Genomic DNA, 17264 nt, shown 5'->3' with positions numbered 1-17264 from the left:
GACCGCGTAGCGGTCAGCAAGCAACGTGCAGCGGAGACAGTGAACAGATGAGTAACACCGAGATCAAGGGCATCCTGGGCGCCAAGCTCGGCATGACCCAGGTCTTCGACGAGAACAACCGGGTGGTTCCGGTCACCGTCGTCAAGGCCGGGCCGTGCGTCGTCACCGGGATTCGTACCGAAGAGACCGACGGCTACAACGCCGTCCAGATCGCGTTCGGCGCGATCGACCCCCGCAAGGTCACCAAGCCTGTCGCGGGTCAGTTCGACAAGGCCGGGGTCACCCCGCGCCGCCATGTCGCGGAGATCCGCCTCGAGAACGCCGAGCAGGCCGCCGGCTTCGAGGTCGGCCAGGAGCTCGGCGCGGACGTGTTCGAGGACGGCGCTTTCGTCGACGTCACCGGAACGTCCAAGGGCAAGGGCTTCGCCGGCACCATGAAGCGTCACGGCTTCGCCGGTCAGGGCGCCTCGCACGGTACCCAGGCCGTCCACCGCAAGCCGGGCTCGATCGGTGGCGCCGCCACCCCGGGTCGCGTCTTCCGCGGCAAGAAGATGGCTGGCCGCATGGGTAACGAGCGGGTCACCACCATGAACCTCAAGGTCCACAAGGTCGACGCCGAGGCCGGCGTCCTCCTCATCAAGGGTGCCATCCCCGGTCGCAACGGCGGCCTCGTGATGGTCCGTTCCGCAGTGAAGGGCGGTGCGCGCGCATGACCACCACGGAGAACACCGTGAACCTCAAGCTCGACGTCCGTACTCCGGCCGGGAAGACCGACGGTGCCGTCGAGCTCCCCGCCGAGATCTTCGGTGTCGAGCCCAACCTGCCGCTGATGCATCAGGTCGTGGTGGCCCAGCTGGCCGCCGCACGTCAGGGCACCCACTCGACCAAGACCCGTGGCGAGGTGCGCGGCGGTGGCCGCAAGCCGTTCCGTCAGAAGGGCACCGGCCGCGCTCGCCAGGGCTCGACCCGCGCACCCGCGTACACCGGCGGTGGCACCGTCCACGGTCCGAAGCCGCGGGACTACTCGCAGCGCACGCCCAAGAAGATGAAGGCCGCCGCCCTGCGCGGTGCCCTCTCCGACCGGGTCGCCAGCGAGCGGCTCCACGTGGTGACCGAGTTCATCGAGGGGCAGAAGCCGTCGACCTCGGGCGTCCGGACGTTCCTGGCGTCGTTGTCCGACCGCAAGAAGTTCCTGATCGTGGTGGGTCGTGAGGACCTCGCTGCATGGCGTTCGGTCGCCAACCTCGATCACGTCCACCCGATCGCTCCGGATCAGCTCAACACCTACGACGTCCTCAACGCCGACGACGTCGTGTTCACGGTCGAGACTCTGGACGCGTTCGTCACGCAGGCGGGTCGCATCCTCGCCGGCAAGGCTGCGAAGGAGGCCGACAAGTGAGCACAGTCGCCGATCCCCGGGACGTGATTCTCGCCCCGGTCGTCTCCGAGAAGGCCTACGGCCTGCTCGAGCAGGGCGTGTACACGTTCCTGGTGGCGCCGGACGCCAACAAGACGCAGATCAAGATCGCCATCCAGGAGATCTTCGGCGTCACCGTTGATTCCGTCAACACCGCAAACCGTAAGGGCAAGCGCAAGCGCACCCGCACCGGGTTCGGTCAGCGCAAGAGCACCAAGCGCGCCATCGTGACCCTCGCGGCCGACAGCAAGCCCATCGAGATCCCGGGTCTGACCGCCTGACGGCGGGAAGAGTTAAGGACGAGAGAACCTCATGGCTATCCGCAAGTACAAGCCCACGACCCCCGGTCGTCGCGGCTCGAGCGTCTCGGACTTCGCCGAGATCACCCGCTCGACGCCAGAGAAGTCGCTGCTGCGCCCGCTGAGCAAGACCGGCGGTCGTAACGGGCACGGCCGAATCACCACTCGCCACAAGGGCGGTGGACACAAGCGCCAGTACCGTGTCATCGACTTCCGTCGCAACGACAAGGACGGCGTGCTCGCCACCGTCGCGCACATCGAGTACGACCCGAACCGCACCGCCAACATTGCCCTGCTGCACTACGCAGACGGTGAGAAGCGGTACATCCTGGCCCCGCGCAACCTGAGGCAGGGCATGAAGGTCGAGTCGGGCGCGAACGCCGACATCAAGACCGGCAACAACCTGCCGCTCCGCAACATCCCCGCCGGCACCGTCGTGCACGTGGTGGAGCTGCGTCCGGGCGGCGGCGCCAAGATGGCCCGCGCGGCCGGCGCCGGAATCCAGCTTCTCGGTAAGGAAGGTGCCTACGCCACGCTGCGTATGCCCTCCGGCGAGATCCGTCGTGTCGACGTCCGTTGCCGGGCGACGATCGGCGAGGTCGGCAACGCCGAGCAGATCAACATCAACTGGGGTAAGGCCGGCCGCATGCGGTGGAAGGGCGTTCGCCCGACCGTCCGTGGTGTGGTCATGAACCCCGTCGACCACCCGCACGGCGGTGGCGAGGGTAAGACGTCCGGTGGACGTCACCCCGTCAGCCCGTGGGGACAGCTTGAGGGACGTACCCGCAAGCCCAACAAGGCGAGTGACAGTCTTATCGTCCGTCGCCGTCGCACCGGCAAGAAGCGCTAAGGAGGGAAACTAGGATGCCTCGTAGTCTCAAGAAGGGTCCGTTCGTCGACGAACACCTCCTCGCGAAGGTGGACGTGCAGAACGACAAGGGCACTCATCAGGTCATCAAGACCTGGTCGCGTCGCTCGACGATCCTGCCCGATTTCATCGGACACACGTTTGCCGTTCATGACGGCCGCAAGCATGTGCCCGTGTTCGTGTCCGACTCGATGGTGGGTCACAAGCTCGGCGAGTTCGCGCCGACACGCACGTTCAAGGGGCACATCAAGGACGATCGGAAGAGTAAGCGTCGATGAGCACTGATACCCAGCAGAACGAGCAGCAGGCCGATCAGAACCTGACGGCCCGCGCTACCGCGAAGTTCGTCCGTGTCACGCCCATGAAGGCGCGTCGCGTGATCGACCTGATCCGTGGCAAGGACGCTGCAGACGCGCTGAACACGCTGCGGTTCGCCCCGCAGTCCGCCAGCGAGCCCGTCGCCAAGGTCCTGGCCTCCGCGATCGCCAACGCAGAGAACAACCTCGACCTGGATCCCCGGACCCTGGTCGTCTCGACGGCGTACGCCGACGAGGGCCCGACGCTCAAGCGGTTCCAGCCGCGTGCACAGGGTCGTGCGTTCCGCGTGCGTAAGCGCACGAGCCACATCACCATCGAGGTGACCAGCGTGCCCGACAATGCCGGTGCCGGCCGGGGACGTCGCAACCAGGGAGGTGCCCGCTAAATGGGACAGAAGATCCAGCCGCACGGCTTCCGTCTCGGCATCACCTCGGACTGGACGTCCAAGTGGTATGCCGACAAGCAGTACGCAGACTACGTCGCCGAGGACATCAAGATCCGCGAGCTCCTGTCCAAGGGCATGGAGCGGGCCGGAATCTCGGGCGTCGACATCTCGCGTACCCGTGACCGGGTCCACGTCGACATCCACACCGCCCGCCCGGGCATCGTGATCGGTCGTCGTGGCGCCGAGGCCGACCGCCTGCGTGGCGAGCTCGAGAAGCTCACCGGCAAGCAGGTCCACCTCAACATCCTCGAGATCAAGAACACCGAGGCCGACGCCCAGCTGGTGGCCCAGGGCATCGCCGAGCAGCTCACGAACCGCGTGGCGTTCCGCCGTGCGATGCGTAAGGGCATCCAGTCGGCCATGCGTCAGCCCCAGGTCAAGGGCATCAAGGTGGTCTGCTCGGGTCGTCTCGGCGGCGCCGAGATGTCCCGCTCGGAGCGGTACCACGAGGGACGCGTCCCTCTGCACACCCTGCGTGCCGAGATCGATTACGGCACCTACGAGGCCAAGACGACCTTCGGTCGCATCGGCGTCAAGGTGTGGATCTACAAGGGTGACGTCGTCGGCGGTCGTCGCGAGTCCGACCAGTTCGCCCAGTCCAGCAACCGCGGCGGTGGCGACCGTGGCCCGCGCCGCGAGCGTGGCGCCGGCCGTCCGCGTCGTTCCGGCGCCCAGGGCACCACGGCCACGAGCACCGAGACCGGCCGTGCCGGCTCGGCTGCCCCGGCCGAGGCGCCCGCAGAAAACAAGGAGGCCTGACAGTGCTGATCCCCAAGCGCGTCAAGCACCGCAAGCAGCACCACCCCGGTCGTAAGGGCGGGGCGAAGGGCGGCACCAAGGTCACGTTCGGTGACTACGGCATCCAGGCTCTCGAGCCGGCCTACATCACCAACCGGCAGATCGAGTCCGCTCGTATCGCGATCAACCGCCACATCAAGCGTGGCGGCAAGGTCTGGATCAACATCTACCCGGATCGTCCGCTGACGAAGAAGCCCGCCGAGGTCCGGATGGGTTCCGGTAAGGGATCCGTCGAGTGGTGGGTCGCCAACGTCAAGCCGGGTCGCATCCTGTTCGAGATGTCGTACCCGAACGAGGAGACCGCCCGGGAGGCTCTGCGCCGTGCGCAGCACAAGCTCCCGTGCAAGACCCGCATCGTCACCCGGGAGGAGCAGTTCTGATGGCAAGTGGAATCACCGCCCCCGAGCTGCGCGAGCTCGACGCCGATGCGCTGACCGCGCGCCTTCGCGAGGCCAAGGAAGAGCTGTTCAACCTGCGCTTCCAGATGGCCACCGGTCAGCTGACCAACAACCGTCGCCTGCGGGTCGTACGACACGACATCGCGCGCATCTACACCGTCATCCGTGAGCGTGAGCTCGGGCTGTCGGCGGCGCCGGGTGATGCCAAGTGAGTGACAAGGAAACAGTTGTGACTGAGTCAGGCGAGAGCACGGAGCGCAACAGCCGCAAGGTGCGCATCGGGTACGTCGTGTCCGACAAGATGGAGAAGACCATCGTCGTCGAGCTCGAGGACCGCGTGAAGCATCCCCTGTACGGCAAGATCATGCGCCGTACCGAGCGTGTGAAGGCGCACGACGAGACCAACACCGCCGGCATCGGCGATCGCGTGCGGATCATGGAGACCCGCCCGATCTCCGCCAGCAAGCGGTACCGCCTCGTCGAGGTGCTGGAGCGGGCCAAGTAGCCCACTCCACTCAGATAGTCCGGCCCGGCCACGAGAACTCTCGTGGCCGGGCCGACGTCTATTTTCAGTGTTCCTCGCAGTAAAACCGCCGCAGAGGATTACCCTGGCGAAACAAAAGCTGAGTAATGTGTCACCCGTTCGAAGGGCACCTCGTGTCAGACAGGAGCGACACATGAACACCCGGATCTTCTCGGGCCCCAGGCCTCCGCGTACTCGCGGTGGTCGGCGCCGGTCCTACCCGGTTGCTGTCGCGGCCGCGGTGGCCGCACTCTCAGTCATCGGCGTGCCCGCGGTGAGCGCCCAGGGCTCCGGGGCGGGATCACTGGATCCGCAGTCGGTTGCCCCCAGTGTCGCCCCCGGCAGCCTGTTCGGCGTACCGTCGCTCAGCCTGGCCGCGGCGACCCAGCTCGGAGCCCCGATCCCACTCACGGCTGTCCTCGGCTCCCTCGGGATGGTGGGGTCGTCGGACTTCGCCAGGCCGGGTAGTTCGAACAGCGCGCCGGCGGAGCCCATAGCGACGCGGGACCCGGACATCACAGCGACAACGGTCAGGTCGGTCGAGCCACTGTTCCCGGCATCGACAGACGAGGTGGACCGCCGCGCAGAGGTATGGACCGTCACGTCGGAATCGATGCAGCGTGAGGTGCGGGTCGAGGTCTACCGGGCTCCGGCCGGGGTCGACGCCCCGAACATGTACTTCCTCGACGGTGTGGGTAGTGAGTCGCCGTCGGGCTGGAGCGGGGGGATGGGATGGGGCGATCCCCGGCTGCGCCAGCGTGCGGTGAACGTGGTCGCACCCACGGGGGCGCCGTCCTCGATGTGGAGTGACTGGGAGGAAGACGACCCGGTCCTCGGCCCGAACATGTGGGAGACCTTCCTGGTGGAGGAGCTGCCCGGACTACTCTCCACAGGCCTGGAGGGCGCGGCGGAGCCCGTCGCGCATAACGGCGACTGGGGAGTCCTGGGTGTGTCGATGGGCGCGGCATCGGCCGTGCATCTCGCGAACACCAACAACATGTTCCGGGGAGTGGCCGGCGTCAGCGGCGCCTATTCCACGATGGACGCTCTCGGGTACCAGTACGCGAGGTTGACCGTGGCCGCGCGGGGCGGCGACGCGACCAACATGTGGGGCCCGCGGGGCGCGGAGCCGTGGCGTGAGCACGACACGATCGCGAACCCCGCCGGGCTGTCGGGCAAGTCCGTCTACCTCAGCGCCGCGACCGGCCGCGTCGGGTCGAGTGAACTCGGACGCTTCGGTAGTAACGAGATGGTCCTTCTCGACGGGCACGTGTTGGAGAAGGGATCATTCGAGAGCACCCGTGCGCTGGAATCGGCCCTCGCCTCCGTCCCCGGTGTGCACCTGCAGATGAACTATATGCCGACCGGCATCCACAACTGGCCGGTGTTCGTCACCGAGATGCTCCCGGGTACCGACCACATCCTGAGCGGACTGGCGCCGGCGACACCCAACGGGCGCACGACCACCGGAGCGGTGGGGGAGCGGGCTGCGGGCTCCCTCGGGTCGGCGACCTCCAGCGGATCGGCCGGCTCCGGTGGTGGCACCGGGTCGCTCGGTTCGAGCGGGCGATGATCCGGATTTGGGCTGAGTAGCCCGCTCACCCTACACTGGAGCAGTTGCCCGACCTGCGCGCGTCCGCGCGTGCGGCCCGGCGACATGACCGCGTGTGTCGGGTCGGTATCCGGCACACACAGAACAGACCTGGTCAGGAGAACCATGATCCAGCAGGAGTCGCGACTGAAGGTCGCCGACAACACGGGTGCCAAGGAGATTCTGTGCATCCGCGTTCTCGGTGGATCCAAGCGTCGCTACGCGGGCGTCGGTGACATCATCGTCGCCAGCGTCAAGGACGCCATCCCCGGTGGCAACGTCAAGAAGGGCGAGATCGTCAAGGCGGTCATCGTGCGCACCGCCAAGGAGCGCCGTCGCCCGGACGGCTCGTACATCAAGTTCGATGAGAACGCCGCCGTCATCATCAAGAACGACAACGATCCGCGCGGAACGCGCATCTTCGGGCCCGTCGGCCGCGAGCTGCGCGACAAGAAGTTCATGCGCATCGTCTCGCTGGCTCCGGAGGTGCTCTGACATGAAGGTCCACAAGGGCGATACGGTGCTCGTCATCTCGGGCAAAGACAAGGGCGCCAAGGGCAAGGTCATCCAGGCCTTCCCGGCGCAGGAGAAGGTCCTCGTCGAGGGCGTCAACCGCATCAAGAAGCACACCTCCAACTCGGCTGCCGAGCGTGGCGCCTCTTCCGGTGGCATCGTCACCCAGGAGGCCCCGATCCACGTGTCGAACGTGATGGTCGTGGACGCTGACGGCACCCCGACCCGGGTCGGAATCCGCACCGACGAGAACGGCAAGCGTGTCCGTGTCTCGCGCAAGACCGGGAAGGACCTGTGACCATGACTGATACCGCGCTTCCCACTGGTTACACCCCGCGCCTCAAGGCCAAGTACCGCAGCGAGATCAAGCCGGCGCTGAACGAGACGTTCGAGTACGAGAACGTCATGCAGATCCCCGGCGTCGTCAAGGTCGTCGTGAACATGGGTGTCGGTGACGCGGCTCGCGACGCCAAGCTCATCAACGGTGCGATCAACGACCTCACCCTGATCACCGGTCAGAAGCCGGAGGTCCGTCGGGCCCGCAAGTCGATCGCGCAGTTCAAGCTGCGTGAGGGCATGCCGATCGGCGCGCGCGTCACCCTGCGTGGCGATCGCATGTGGGAGTTCCTGGATCGCCTGACCACCGTTGCCCTTCCCCGCATCCGCGACTTCCGTGGTCTCTCGGGCAAGCAGTTCGATGGCCACGGCAACTACACGTTCGGCCTCAACGAGCAGAGCATGTTCTACGAGATCGACGTGGACAAGATCGACCGCCCCCGCGGCATGGACATCACGGTCGTCACCACGGCGACCAACAACGAAGAGGGCCGCGCGCTGCTCAAGCAGCTCGGCTTCCCCTTCAAGGAGGACTGACCTCCGCCCGGCCGGACCGGCCGTCCCCGCCGGGGCTTCGCGTCATGCGCTGGCCCCGGCGGCGGGCAGACGGCCCAGTCGTCAGGTCGTCCACGGTGAGAAGAGCACCGGGGACGGCGGGACACCCGGCACGCCCCACGGGGACCCCGGATCCCACACAAGAGAACATTCGCACTCTTCGTGATAGGCCCACGACGTCAGCTGCCCGGCCCACAGGCCGCCGCACACGACGTGTTGCATGGGAACCGTTACGAGAAAGGAACATGGTCCATCCATGTCGATGACCGATCCCATCGCGGACATGCTGACGCGTGTGCGTAACGCCAATTCGGCGTTCCACGAAACCGTGTCGATGCCGCATTCCAAGCTCAAGGGCAACATCGCGGCGATCCTCAAGCAGGAGGGCTACATCGCCGACTACGCCGTGGCCGACGCCGAGGTGGGCAAGAAGCTCACCATCGACCTCAAGTACGGCCCGTCGCGCCAGCAGAGCATCCAGGGCATCAAGCGCATCTCCAAGCCGGGTCTGCGCGTGTATGCCAAGTCGACCGAGCTGCCCAAGGTCCTCGGTGGCCTGGGTGTCGCGATCATCTCGACCTCCCAGGGGCTCCTCACCGACCGTCAGGCGAACAACAAGAAGGTGGGCGGGGAAGTCCTCGCCTACGTCTGGTAAGGGGGCGAGAAATGTCACGTATCGGCAAGGCTCCGATCAACGTCCCGTCCGGTGTCGACATCAAGGTCGACGGCCAGACCGTCACGGTCAAGGGCCCCAAGGGTGAGCTCACCCAGGTGCTGCCCGACCCCATCTCGGTGACGATCGAGGAGGGCACCCTCACGGTGAACCGTCCCGATGACCACCGCGACAACCGCTCCCTGCACGGCCTCTCGCGCTCGCTGATCAACAACATGGTCGTCGGCGTCACCGACGGCTACAAGCAGGACATGGAGATCTTCGGCGTCGGTTACCGCGTCGTGGCCAAGGGCAAGGACCTGGAGTTCGCGCTCGGCTACTCGCACCCGGTGCCGGTCACCGCTCCCGACGGCATCGCGTTCGCCGTGGACGGTGCGACCAAGTTCTCGATCTCCGGTATCGACAAGCAGCAGGTGGGCCAGATCGCCGCCAACATCAAGCGACTGCGGAAGCACGACCCGTACAAGGGTAAGGGCATCCGCTACGCGGGCGAGCAGGTCCGTCGCAAGGTCGGAAAGACGGGTAAGTGATCATGAGCAGCACCAAGAAGCGTTCCCCGCTGGGTACCGATGCCTCGACCGCACGTCGGGAGAGCCGCGCCCGGCGCCATTACCGCCTCCGCAAGAAGGTCTCCGGTACGCCGGAGCGTCCGCGGTTGGTCGTGAACAGGTCTTCGCGCCACATGCACGCCCAGATCGTCGACGACCTGGCCGGCCGTACGCTGGCCGCCGCGTCGACCATCGAGGCCGATGTGCGTGCACTCGAGGGCGACAAGAAGGCCCGCAGCGCGAAGGTCGGCCAGCTCCTGGCCGAGCGTGCGAAGGCCGCCGGCATCGACGCAGTCGTGTTCGACCGTGGTGGCAACCGGTACCACGGCCGGATCGCGTCGCTCGCCGACGCCGCCCGCGAGGGTGGGCTGGAGTTCTGATGATCAACACCACTGCACTGACCGCTAATGGAAGGACCGTCTGATGCCGGGACGTCAGCGTCGTGACGGCGGAAGCAACGGGCCCGCCGCAGACAACAAGAACACCAACGACAACGCCCAGGGCCGCGGCAACGACCGTGGCCGTGGTCGGGGCCGCGACGACCGTCGGGGTCGCGACGAGGAGAAGTCGCAGTACATCGAGCGCGTCGTCACCATCAACCGCGTCTCCAAGGTCGTGAAGGGTGGCCGTCGCTTCAGCTTCACCGCCCTCGTGATCCTCGGTGACGGTAACGGCATGGTCGGCGTCGGCTACGGCAAGGCCAAGGAGGTGCCGGCGGCCATCCAGAAGGGTGCCGAGGAGGCCCGGAAGAACTTCTTCCGCGTTCCGCTCATCGGCTCCACCATCCCCCACCCGATCCAGGGTGAGGAGGCCGCCGGTGTCGTCATGCTCCGTCCGGCTTCGCCCGGTACCGGTGTCATCGCCGGCGGCGCCGCCCGCGCCGTGCTGGAGTGTGCCGGCGTCAACGACATCCTGTGCAAGTCGCTGGGGTCGGACAACGCGATCAATGTCGTGCACGCCACCGTGGCCGCGCTCAAGGGCCTGCATCGTCCGGAGGAGGTCGCGGCTCGTCGTGGGCTTCCGATCGAGGACGTCGCTCCCGCGGGCATGCTCCGCGCCCGTGCCGGACAGGGGGCCTGATCATGGCTAACCTCAAGATCACCCAGGTCCGCGGGACCATCGGGTCCAAGAAGAACCAGCGGGACTCCCTGCGTACGCTCGGCCTCAAGGGCATCCGGAAGTCGGTCGTGCGTGAGGACAACGCGCAGACCCGGGGTCTCATCAACGTCGTGAACCACCTCGTCGTGGTCGAAGAGACGGAGTGAGCATGAGCATCAAGTTGCACCACCTGCGCCCGGCGCCCGGTGCCCACACCGAGAAGACCCGTGTCGGTCGTGGTGAGGGTTCGAAGGGCAAGACCGCCGGCCGCGGCACCAAGGGCACCAAGGCCCGTAAGAACGTCCCCGCCGGGTTCGAGGGCGGCCAGATGCCGATCCAGATGCGTCTCCCGAAGCTCAAGGGCTTCAAGAACCGCAACAAGGTCGTCTTCCAGGTCGTCAATGTCTCGGACATCGAGCGGCTGTTCCCGAACGGCGGGCAGGTCGGCGTCGCCGAGCTCGTCGCCGCGGGTGCCGTTCGCAAGAACGAGCCGGTCAAGGTGCTCGGTGACGGGGAGATCTCCGTCGCTGTCACCGTGACCGTCGACAAGGTTTCCGCGTCGGCCAAGAGCAAGATCGAGGCTGCCGGCGGAAGCGTGTCGGAGGCCGGGGCCTGATTCCCCGACCGGCCCCCACGGGGCCGACGACGGGTGCAGGGGCCGTGTCCGAGACTCTCGGATCCGGCCCCTGCGTTCGTCTTGATAGAGTTTTCCCGTTGTGCGTTCCGGGGCCGACCGATCGGTCTCACCGTCCGTTCCCGGCGCATCTGATCTCGACGACAGGCGGCCGCGAGCCGTCAATGACCAGGAGGACATGTGCTCTCCGCACTCGCGTCCGCGATCAAGGACAGTGACCTGAGGAAGAAGATCTTCTTCACGCTCGGGATCATCATCCTGTACCGGATCGGCGCACAGATCCCGTCGCCCGGCGTCGACTATCCCAAGCTCCGCGGGTTGCTCGACACGGCGATGACCGGAGACAACGCGCAGTTGTACTCCCTGGTCAATCTCTTCTCGGGTGGCGCACTCCTGCAGTTGTCGGTGTTCGCGATCGGCATCATGCCGTACATCACGGCCAGCATCATCGTGCAGCTGCTCACCGTGGTCATCCCGCATTTCGAGCAGCTGAAGAAGGAAGGCCAGTCGGGCCAGGCCAAGATGACGCAGTACACGCGTTATCTGACCATCGCCCTGGCCATCCTCCAGTCCGCCGGTATCGTCGCGCTCGCCGACCGTGGTCAGCTCCTCGGCAACGGCCAGTCGGTCCTGATGGACAACGACATCCTCACGCTGATCACCATCGTGCTCGTCATGACCGGCGGCGCCGCTCTCGTCATGTGGTTCGGCGAGCTCATCACCGACCGTGGCGTCGGCAACGGCATGTCCCTGCTCATCTTCGCCGGAATCGCCTCCCGCATCCCGGCGGAGGGTGTGAACATCTACCAGAACTCGTCGACGCTGAAGTTCGCCGCGGTGATGTTCGCCGTGGTGCTGATCGTCGTCGCCGTCGTCTTCGTCGAGCAGGGTCAGCGTCGGATCCCGGTCCAGTACGCCAAGCGCATGGTCGGACGTCGCCAGTACGGCGGCACCTCCACCTACCTTCCGCTCAAGGTCAACCAGGCCGGCGTCATCCCGGTCATCTTCGCGTCGTCGCTGATGTACGTGCCGATCCTCATCACTCAGTTGATCTCCGGCCCCGACGGCACGGGCGATGGATTCTGGCAGCGCTATGTCATGCAGTACCTGCAGAACCCCTCGAGCGTGGGCTACATCCTCCTGTACTTCGTCCTGATCATCTTCTTCTCGTACTTCTACGTCGCCATCCAGTTCGATCCGATGGAGCAGGCCGAGAACATGAAGAAGTACGGCGGCTTCATCCCTGGCATCCGTCCCGGTCGACCGACCGCCGAGTACCTGGGCTACGTCCTCAACCGCATTCTTCTGTTCGGCTCCCTGTACCTCGGTCTCATCGCGGTGCTCCCGAACATCTTCCTGGACATGGGCAGCGGGGGTGGAGATCTCCAGAACATGCCGTTCGGCGGTACCGCGGTGCTCATCATGGTCTCCGTGGGCCTCGACACCGTGAAGCAGATCGAGGCGCAGCTGATGCAGCGCAACTACGAGGGTTTCCTCAAGTAGCCGCTCAGGATCACGCGCAACACAACACCGTAGAAAGGCTGGTCATCACCATGCGTCTCGTCCTCCTCGGCCCTCCCGGCGCCGGCAAGGGAACCCAGGCGGCCCTGCTCTCCGAGAAGCTCGGCGTGCCCCACATCTCGACCGGCGAGCTGTTCCGCGCGAACATCTCGCAGGGGACCGATCTGGGCAAGGAGGCGAAGTCGTACATCGACGCGGGCAACCTCGTCCCCGCCGAGGTCACCAACCGCATGGTCGAGGCGCGGATCGCCGAGCCCGACGCCACCGAGGGCTTTCTCCTCGACGGCTACCCGCGCAGCGTCGAGCAGGCGGATGCGCTGAAGGTCATGCTCGCCGAGTCGGGCAACTCGCTCGACGGCGTGCTCGAGTTCCGCGTGGACGAGGACACGGTCGTCGCACGGATGCTGGCCCGCGGCCGCGAGGACGACACGGAGGACGTCATCCGCAACCGGATGTCGGTCTACCAGTCGGAGACCGCACCTCTGCTGGAGTACTACGCGGGGCAGGTGTCGACCATCGACGCCGTCGGTGAGGTCGAGGAGATCAACTCCCGCGCACTCGCCGCTCTCGGACGCTGACGACCGCCGTGTTCGGTAGATCCCGCAAAGGGGCGGTAGCCGCACGCACCCCGGGTGAACTCGATGCCATGGAGGCGGCCGGCCGGATCGTCGGCCGGGCCCTGGTGGCGGCCCGGGAGGCGGCCGTTCCCGGAGCGACGACCGCTGATCTCGACGCGATCGTCGAACAGCTGATCCGGGATGCCGGTGCGGTGCCGTCCTTCAAGGGCTACGAGGGTTTCCCGGGGTCGGTCTGTTCCTCGGTGAACGAGGTCGTGGTCCACGGCATCCCCGGCTCGTCCACGGTGCTGGCCGAGGGCGACCTGGTGTCCGTCGACTGTGGAGCGATACTCGACGGCTGGCACGGCGATTCCGCCTGGTCCTTCGGCGTCGGGGCGCTCGAGCCCGGGGTGCAGGCGCTGAATGACGCGACACGCGAGGTCCTGGCCGAGGGCATGCTCGCCATGCGGCCGGGTAACCGGCTCACGGACGTCTCGCATGCACTCGAGGTCGCGACCCGCCGCGCCGAGGAGCGGCACGGCGTATCGCTGGGCATCGTGGACGGCTACGGGGGACACGGGATCGGCCGCGAGATGCACGAATGGCCGTTCCTCGCGAACGAGGGCAAGCCCGGCCGGGGGCCGAGGCTCCAGGAGGGCTCGGTCCTGGCGATCGAGCCGATGCTCGTCCTCGGCGGAGAGACGGACACCACGACCCTGTCCGATGACTGGACCGTCGTGACCGTGGACGGCTCGCCGGCCGCGCACTGGGAGCACACCATCGCCGTGACCGCCGACGGGCCCCGGATCCTCACGCCGCGGCCCCGGGAGTGACCGGCGGCCCGGTGCGACACCCGAAAACGATTTCTTATACGTAGTCTTCTCCGCATATCGTGTGTTCGACGCGAACATCAGGCCATCCTCGAAAGGTGCCGGCATGCTCTCTCGCCCTCAGGCTGGTCGTCGGACCCCCTCGCTGACGTGGGCGGCGGGCACTGTCCTCATGATTCTGGCGCTGATCGCCGGGCAACTCACGAGCGCGTTCGCGCCGTCGGCAGCGGCGCAATCCGTGGCGGACGACGCCGGCGGTTCGCTCATGGCGCAGCCGGGACCGGGCCCCTTCTACCAGGCGGATCCGGCGGTCCTGTCCGAGGCCAGACCAGGCCAGGTCATCAATTCACGTGGCGCCGCGATGCCGGCCTTCGCGGGTTACGGCATCACCGAGATCGCCTACCGGTCGACCGACACCGCGGACCGTCCGATCCTGGCCACCGCGACGGTGGTGCGTCCGCATCATGCGCGTCCCAACGGTCCCGTCCTGAGCTACCAGCACTACCTCAACGCGCTCGGGCAGGGATGCGCGCCGACCGAGACGCTGGTCAATCCGACGGTCGAGACCGTCCAGGACAACGCGATGGCCTTCCTGCGTTTCCAACTGGATCGCGGCTGGACGGTCATCATCCCCGACCACCTCGGTCCGAAGGTCGCTTATCCCGGTGGCCGTCTGTCGGCGAGGATCGTCCTCGACGGGATGAGGGCGGTGCGGGATGATCCGCGATTCGACTCCCGGGAGAGCCGATTCGGTGCGCTCGGCTACTCGGGTGGGGGCATCGCGAGCGCCTGGGTGGCGCTCCTGCACGACGAGTACGCGCCCGACGTCAATCTGGTCGGTGTGGCCCAGGGCGGCGTCCCGACGGACATGACCACGATGGCCCGCATGATCGGCAACGACCCGCATCCCGCATTCGGTCTGGCCTTCGCCGCCGCGGTGGGGATGGCGCGCGAGTACCCGGAGGAGATCCGACTCGAGGAGAAGTTGACGCCGGAGGGCTGGGGGCTCTACAACCAGGTCCGGGACAGGTGCACCGCCACGCTGCTGACCCGTGGGGCCTTCAAGTCGGTGCCGATGGTGCTGAACGGGGGGAACCTCATGGCGGAGGAGGGCCTGATGCGCGCGCTCGCGGACAACAGCATTCGCCTGAGTCCTGATGTCCCCCGGGTGCCGGTCTACATGTGGCACTCGGGCACCGATCCACTGGTGCCGTTCTGGGACGCGGAGGAGACCGCGAAGCGGTACTGCCGTGAGGGATCGCCGGTCACGTGGGAGCCCGGGTTCGCCCCCGAGCACCTTCTCGGGGCGGTCGAGAAGCTGCCGGCGGCACTGGGGTGGTTGCAGCGGCGGTTCGACGGCGTGCCCGCGGGATCCGCCTGCTACCACTGACCGGTTCCGAGGCGATTGGCGCAGCGGGGGCCACTGACGTAGGCTTATACGTCGGTGTGCCCACCAGTGCACCACAATCCGGTAGACGTCACCCGGGGAATCGTGGAGGACCGTAACCAGCATGGCAAAGAAAGACGGAGCCATCGAGGTCGAGGGCCGTGTCATCGAGCCGTTGCCGAACGCTATGTTCCGCATCGAACTCGAGAACGGGCACAAGGTCCTCGCCCACATCAGCGGGAAGATGCGGCAGCACTACATCCGCATCCTTCCGGAGGATCGCGTCGTCGTGGAGCTCTCGCCCTACGACCTGACGCGTGGCCGGATCGTCTACCGCTACAAGTAAGACGTTCAACTCCCTGAACCAGCCGCCGCGCCCCCTCGTGGGTACGGCGGGTTCACACCCTCGGTTGCGGAGGCCGGGGCCCCGAACGGATCGCTCATCGTGAGATGACCATCCGGGCAGGGGGCGGTCGGGGAGCAGACCTACCGCACGACGAAAGAGATACGCCACATGGCACGCCTTGCCGGCGTTGATCTCCCTCGCGACAAGCGCATGGAGATCGCGCTCACCTACATTTTCGGCATCGGTCGCACCCGGTCGCTCGAGATCCTGGAGCGTACGGGCATCGACCCGAACCAGCGCACCAAGGACCTCACCGATGAGCAGCTGACCGTCCTTCGTGACGACATCGAGGGCAACTACAAGGTGGAGGGTGACCTCCGCCGCGAGATCCAGGGCGACATCCGCCGGAAGATCGAGATCGGTAGCTACCAGGGGCTCCGCCACCGTCGTGGCCTGCCCGTCCGTGGTCAGCGCACCAAGACCAACGCCCGTTCCCGTAAGGGTCCGAAGAAGACCGTCGCCGGAAAGAAGAAGTAATGCCCCCCAAGTCACGCGCTGCGGGCCCCAAGAAGTCGGGTCGTCGCAGGGAGAAGAAGAACGTCGCCCACGGGCAGGCTCATATCAAGAGCACGTTCAACAACACCATCGTCTCGATCACCGACCCCACCGGTGCCGTCCTGTCCTGGGCGTCCTCGGGTCACGTCGGCTTCAAGGGCTCGCGCAAGTCGACGCCCTTCGCCGCCCAGCTGGCCGCCGAGAACGCTGCCCGCAAGGCGCAGGAGCACGGCATGAAGAAGGTCGACGTGTTCGTCAAGGGCCCCGGCTCGGGCCGTGAGACCGCGATCCGCTCGCTCCAGGCCGCCGGCCTCGAGGTGGGCACGATCTCCGATGTCACCCCCCAGCCCCACAACGGCTGCCGTCCGCCCAAGCGGCGTCGAGTCTGAGCCGGAAGGAACGTAGAAAACAATGGCACGTTACACCGGCCCAGCCACCCGCAAGTCGCGTCGTCTCGGCGTCGACCTCGTGGGTGGGGACACCGCATTCGAGCGTCGGCCCTTCCCGCCCGGCCACCATGGCCGTGCGCGGATCAAGGAGTCCGAGTACCGCCTCCAGCTGCAGGAGAAGCAGAAGGCCCGCTTCACCTACGGCGTCATGGAGAAGCAGTTCCGTCGTTACTACGAGGAGGCGAACCGTCGCGCCGGCAAGACCGGTGAGAATCTCCTCCAGATTCTCGAGTCGCGACTGGACAACGTCGTCTACCGCGCGGGTCTCGCGCAGACGCGTCGTCAGGCACGTCAGCTCGTGAGCCACGGGCACCTGCTGGTCAACGACCAGAAGGTGACCATCCCGAGCTACCGCGTCTCGCAGTACGACATCATCGACGTCCGTCCCAAGTCCACCAAGATGGACTGGTTCGAGATCGCCCAGGAGTCCCTCGGCGAGCGTCCCGTCCCGGCGTGGCTGCAGGTGGTTCCCACGAACCTCCGCATCCTCGTCCACCAGCTCCCCGAGCGCGCCCAGATCGAGGTGCCGCTGCAGGAGCAGTTGATCGTCGAGCTCTACTCGAAGTGATCTGTCCTCCACCGTCGCCGGGCGGGCCGCGTAACGC

28 protein-coding genes are annotated in these 17264 nt (G+C 66.6%); all 28 read left to right on the top strand.

Annotated elements, in window-relative coordinates:
* Positions 1-47: 47 nt before the first annotated feature.
* The 28 genes from rplC to rpsD all read left to right on the top strand — a co-directional run bounded on the left by rplC (position 48) and on the right by rpsD (position 17227).
* Positions 48-713 (top strand): 50S ribosomal protein L3, encoded by a 666-nt coding sequence (gene rplC, locus ACWIFB_RS05705; RefSeq protein WP_454057603.1) that lies wholly within the window; start codon positions 48-50, stop codon positions 711-713.
* Positions 710-1399, top strand: coding sequence for a 50S ribosomal protein L4 (gene rplD, locus ACWIFB_RS05700; RefSeq protein WP_452098604.1), 690 nt, complete (start codon positions 710-712; stop codon positions 1397-1399). Before rplC ends, rplD begins: the two co-directional genes overlap by 4 nt.
* Positions 1396-1698 (top strand): 50S ribosomal protein L23, encoded by a 303-nt coding sequence (gene rplW / locus ACWIFB_RS05695; RefSeq protein WP_230928230.1) that lies wholly within the window; start codon positions 1396-1398, stop codon positions 1696-1698. The genes rplD and rplW overlap by 4 nt, the downstream gene beginning before the upstream one ends.
* A gap of 31 nt (positions 1699-1729) precedes the next feature.
* Positions 1730-2566: a 50S ribosomal protein L2 gene (rplB, locus tag ACWIFB_RS05690; protein WP_454057602.1), complete on the top strand. Its 837-nt coding sequence runs from the start codon at positions 1730-1732 to the stop codon at positions 2564-2566.
* A 14-nt stretch (positions 2567-2580) separates the two neighbouring features.
* On the top strand, positions 2581-2862 hold the full coding sequence (gene rpsS, locus ACWIFB_RS05685) for a 30S ribosomal protein S19 (protein ID WP_007628126.1): 282 nt from the start codon (positions 2581-2583) through the stop codon (positions 2860-2862).
* Positions 2859-3287, top strand: a complete 429-nt coding sequence (rplV, locus tag ACWIFB_RS05680; protein ID WP_454057601.1) for a 50S ribosomal protein L22 — start codon at positions 2859-2861, stop codon at positions 3285-3287. Before rpsS ends, rplV begins: the two co-directional genes overlap by 4 nt.
* Complete coding sequence (gene rpsC, locus ACWIFB_RS05675) at positions 3288-4106, top strand: 30S ribosomal protein S3 (RefSeq protein WP_230928227.1); 819 nt, start codon at positions 3288-3290, stop codon at positions 4104-4106.
* 2 nt (positions 4107-4108) lie between these two features.
* Complete coding sequence (gene rplP, locus ACWIFB_RS05670; RefSeq protein WP_182631363.1) at positions 4109-4525, top strand: 50S ribosomal protein L16; 417 nt, start codon at positions 4109-4111, stop codon at positions 4523-4525.
* Positions 4525-4755, top strand: coding sequence for a 50S ribosomal protein L29 (gene rpmC, locus ACWIFB_RS05665; protein WP_010541176.1), 231 nt, complete (start codon positions 4525-4527; stop codon positions 4753-4755). The genes rplP and rpmC overlap by 1 nt, the downstream gene beginning before the upstream one ends.
* Before the next feature lie 17 nt (positions 4756-4772).
* Positions 4773-5048 (top strand): 30S ribosomal protein S17, encoded by a 276-nt coding sequence (rpsQ, locus tag ACWIFB_RS05660; RefSeq protein WP_372459507.1) that lies wholly within the window; start codon positions 4773-4775, stop codon positions 5046-5048.
* Positions 5049-5220: 172 nt separating this feature from the next.
* Positions 5221-6639 carry an alpha/beta hydrolase gene (locus ACWIFB_RS05655; protein ID WP_454057600.1) on the top strand — a complete coding sequence of 473 codons (1419 nt, stop codon included), beginning with the start codon at positions 5221-5223 and terminating at the stop codon, positions 6637-6639.
* 144 nt (positions 6640-6783) lie between these two features.
* Entirely contained in the window at positions 6784-7152 is a 369-nt protein-coding gene (gene rplN / locus ACWIFB_RS05650) for a 50S ribosomal protein L14 (RefSeq protein ID WP_182631360.1), read from the top strand.
* 1 nt (position 7153) lies between these two features.
* A complete protein-coding gene (rplX, locus tag ACWIFB_RS05645; RefSeq protein ID WP_007628110.1) occupies positions 7154-7468 on the top strand; it encodes a 50S ribosomal protein L24 in 315 nt (104 codons plus the stop codon).
* Between the two features lie 2 nt (positions 7469-7470).
* Positions 7471-8043, top strand: a complete 573-nt coding sequence (gene rplE, locus ACWIFB_RS05640; RefSeq protein ID WP_230928224.1) for a 50S ribosomal protein L5 — start codon at positions 7471-7473, stop codon at positions 8041-8043.
* Positions 8044-8317: 274 nt separating this feature from the next.
* The gene (gene rpsH, locus ACWIFB_RS05635) at positions 8318-8716 is read left to right on the top strand and encodes a 30S ribosomal protein S8 (RefSeq protein ID WP_454057599.1); all 399 of its coding nucleotides are present in this window, start codon (positions 8318-8320) and stop codon (positions 8714-8716) included.
* Positions 8717-8727: 11 nt separating this feature from the next.
* A complete protein-coding gene (gene rplF / locus ACWIFB_RS05630) occupies positions 8728-9264 on the top strand; it encodes a 50S ribosomal protein L6 (RefSeq protein WP_454057598.1) in 537 nt (178 codons plus the stop codon).
* A 2-nt stretch (positions 9265-9266) separates the two neighbouring features.
* Positions 9267-9662, top strand: a complete 396-nt coding sequence (gene rplR, locus ACWIFB_RS05625) for a 50S ribosomal protein L18 (RefSeq protein WP_230928221.1) — start codon at positions 9267-9269, stop codon at positions 9660-9662.
* 43 nt (positions 9663-9705) lie between these two features.
* Positions 9706-10362 (top strand): 30S ribosomal protein S5, encoded by a 657-nt coding sequence (gene rpsE / locus ACWIFB_RS05620; protein WP_230928220.1) that lies wholly within the window; start codon positions 9706-9708, stop codon positions 10360-10362.
* Positions 10359-10547: a 50S ribosomal protein L30 gene (rpmD, locus tag ACWIFB_RS05615; RefSeq protein ID WP_452098740.1), complete on the top strand. Its 189-nt coding sequence runs from the start codon at positions 10359-10361 to the stop codon at positions 10545-10547. Before rpsE ends, rpmD begins: the two co-directional genes overlap by 4 nt.
* 2 nt (positions 10548-10549) lie before the next feature.
* Entirely contained in the window at positions 10550-10996 is a 447-nt protein-coding gene (gene rplO, locus ACWIFB_RS05610) for a 50S ribosomal protein L15 (RefSeq protein WP_452098606.1), read from the top strand.
* A gap of 198 nt (positions 10997-11194) precedes the next feature.
* Positions 11195-12517, top strand: a complete 1323-nt coding sequence (gene secY / locus ACWIFB_RS05605) for a preprotein translocase subunit SecY (protein ID WP_452098607.1) — start codon at positions 11195-11197, stop codon at positions 12515-12517.
* 50 nt (positions 12518-12567) lie between these two features.
* Complete coding sequence (locus ACWIFB_RS05600; RefSeq protein WP_454057597.1) at positions 12568-13113, top strand: adenylate kinase; 546 nt, start codon at positions 12568-12570, stop codon at positions 13111-13113.
* Positions 13114-13121: 8 nt separating this feature from the next.
* The gene (gene map / locus ACWIFB_RS05595) at positions 13122-13925 is read left to right on the top strand and encodes a type I methionyl aminopeptidase (RefSeq protein ID WP_454057596.1); all 804 of its coding nucleotides are present in this window, start codon (positions 13122-13124) and stop codon (positions 13923-13925) included.
* Positions 13926-14028: 103 nt separating this feature from the next.
* Positions 14029-15312 carry a lipase family protein gene (locus ACWIFB_RS05590; RefSeq protein ID WP_454057595.1) on the top strand — a complete coding sequence of 428 codons (1284 nt, stop codon included), beginning with the start codon at positions 14029-14031 and terminating at the stop codon, positions 15310-15312.
* Positions 15313-15433: 121 nt separating this feature from the next.
* Positions 15434-15655, top strand: a complete 222-nt coding sequence (gene infA / locus ACWIFB_RS05585; RefSeq protein WP_006554587.1) for a translation initiation factor IF-1 — start codon at positions 15434-15436, stop codon at positions 15653-15655.
* Between the two features lie 168 nt (positions 15656-15823).
* Positions 15824-16192 (top strand): 30S ribosomal protein S13, encoded by a 369-nt coding sequence (rpsM, locus tag ACWIFB_RS05580; RefSeq protein WP_452098611.1) that lies wholly within the window; start codon positions 15824-15826, stop codon positions 16190-16192.
* A complete protein-coding gene (gene rpsK / locus ACWIFB_RS05575) occupies positions 16192-16599 on the top strand; it encodes a 30S ribosomal protein S11 (RefSeq protein WP_182631347.1) in 408 nt (135 codons plus the stop codon). Before rpsM ends, rpsK begins: the two co-directional genes overlap by 1 nt.
* 22 nt (positions 16600-16621) lie before the next feature.
* A complete protein-coding gene (gene rpsD, locus ACWIFB_RS05570) occupies positions 16622-17227 on the top strand; it encodes a 30S ribosomal protein S4 (protein ID WP_295651489.1) in 606 nt (201 codons plus the stop codon).
* Positions 17228-17264: the final 37 nt, after the last annotated feature.

Source organism: Dietzia sp. NPDC055340, assembly GCF_053645335.1.
Note: the sequence above shows the minus strand (reverse complement) of the source record. Positions and strands in the feature narration are given on the sequence as shown.

Coding starts and splice junctions, on each gene's coding strand:
- rpsS (WP_007628126.1), top strand. CDS start 2,581: ATGCCTCGTAGTCTCAAGAAGGGTCCGTTCGTCGACGAACACCTCCTC.
- rplO (WP_452098606.1), top strand. CDS start 10,550: ATGAGCATCAAGTTGCACCACCTGCGCCCGGCGCCCGGTGCCCACACC.
- rplF (WP_454057598.1), top strand. CDS start 8,728: ATGTCACGTATCGGCAAGGCTCCGATCAACGTCCCGTCCGGTGTCGAC.
- rplV (WP_454057601.1), top strand. CDS start 2,859: ATGAGCACTGATACCCAGCAGAACGAGCAGCAGGCCGATCAGAACCTG.
- rpsM (WP_452098611.1), top strand. CDS start 15,824: ATGGCACGCCTTGCCGGCGTTGATCTCCCTCGCGACAAGCGCATGGAG.
- rpmC (WP_010541176.1), top strand. CDS start 4,525: ATGGCAAGTGGAATCACCGCCCCCGAGCTGCGCGAGCTCGACGCCGAT.
- rplR (WP_230928221.1), top strand. CDS start 9,267: ATGAGCAGCACCAAGAAGCGTTCCCCGCTGGGTACCGATGCCTCGACC.
- ACWIFB_RS05600 (WP_454057597.1), top strand. CDS start 12,568: ATGCGTCTCGTCCTCCTCGGCCCTCCCGGCGCCGGCAAGGGAACCCAG.
- ACWIFB_RS05590 (WP_454057595.1), top strand. CDS start 14,029: ATGCTCTCTCGCCCTCAGGCTGGTCGTCGGACCCCCTCGCTGACGTGG.
- rplC (WP_454057603.1), top strand. CDS start 48: ATGAGTAACACCGAGATCAAGGGCATCCTGGGCGCCAAGCTCGGCATG.
- infA (WP_006554587.1), top strand. CDS start 15,434: ATGGCAAAGAAAGACGGAGCCATCGAGGTCGAGGGCCGTGTCATCGAG.
- rpsD (WP_295651489.1), top strand. CDS start 16,622: ATGGCACGTTACACCGGCCCAGCCACCCGCAAGTCGCGTCGTCTCGGC.
- ACWIFB_RS05655 (WP_454057600.1), top strand. CDS start 5,221: ATGAACACCCGGATCTTCTCGGGCCCCAGGCCTCCGCGTACTCGCGGT.
- rplX (WP_007628110.1), top strand. CDS start 7,154: ATGAAGGTCCACAAGGGCGATACGGTGCTCGTCATCTCGGGCAAAGAC.
- rplB (WP_454057602.1), top strand. CDS start 1,730: ATGGCTATCCGCAAGTACAAGCCCACGACCCCCGGTCGTCGCGGCTCG.
- rpsC (WP_230928227.1), top strand. CDS start 3,288: ATGGGACAGAAGATCCAGCCGCACGGCTTCCGTCTCGGCATCACCTCG.
- rpsE (WP_230928220.1), top strand. CDS start 9,706: ATGCCGGGACGTCAGCGTCGTGACGGCGGAAGCAACGGGCCCGCCGCA.
- rplN (WP_182631360.1), top strand. CDS start 6,784: ATGATCCAGCAGGAGTCGCGACTGAAGGTCGCCGACAACACGGGTGCC.
- rpsK (WP_182631347.1), top strand. CDS start 16,192: ATGCCCCCCAAGTCACGCGCTGCGGGCCCCAAGAAGTCGGGTCGTCGC.
- rplD (WP_452098604.1), top strand. CDS start 710: ATGACCACCACGGAGAACACCGTGAACCTCAAGCTCGACGTCCGTACT.
- rplE (WP_230928224.1), top strand. CDS start 7,471: ATGACTGATACCGCGCTTCCCACTGGTTACACCCCGCGCCTCAAGGCC.
- rpsH (WP_454057599.1), top strand. CDS start 8,318: ATGTCGATGACCGATCCCATCGCGGACATGCTGACGCGTGTGCGTAAC.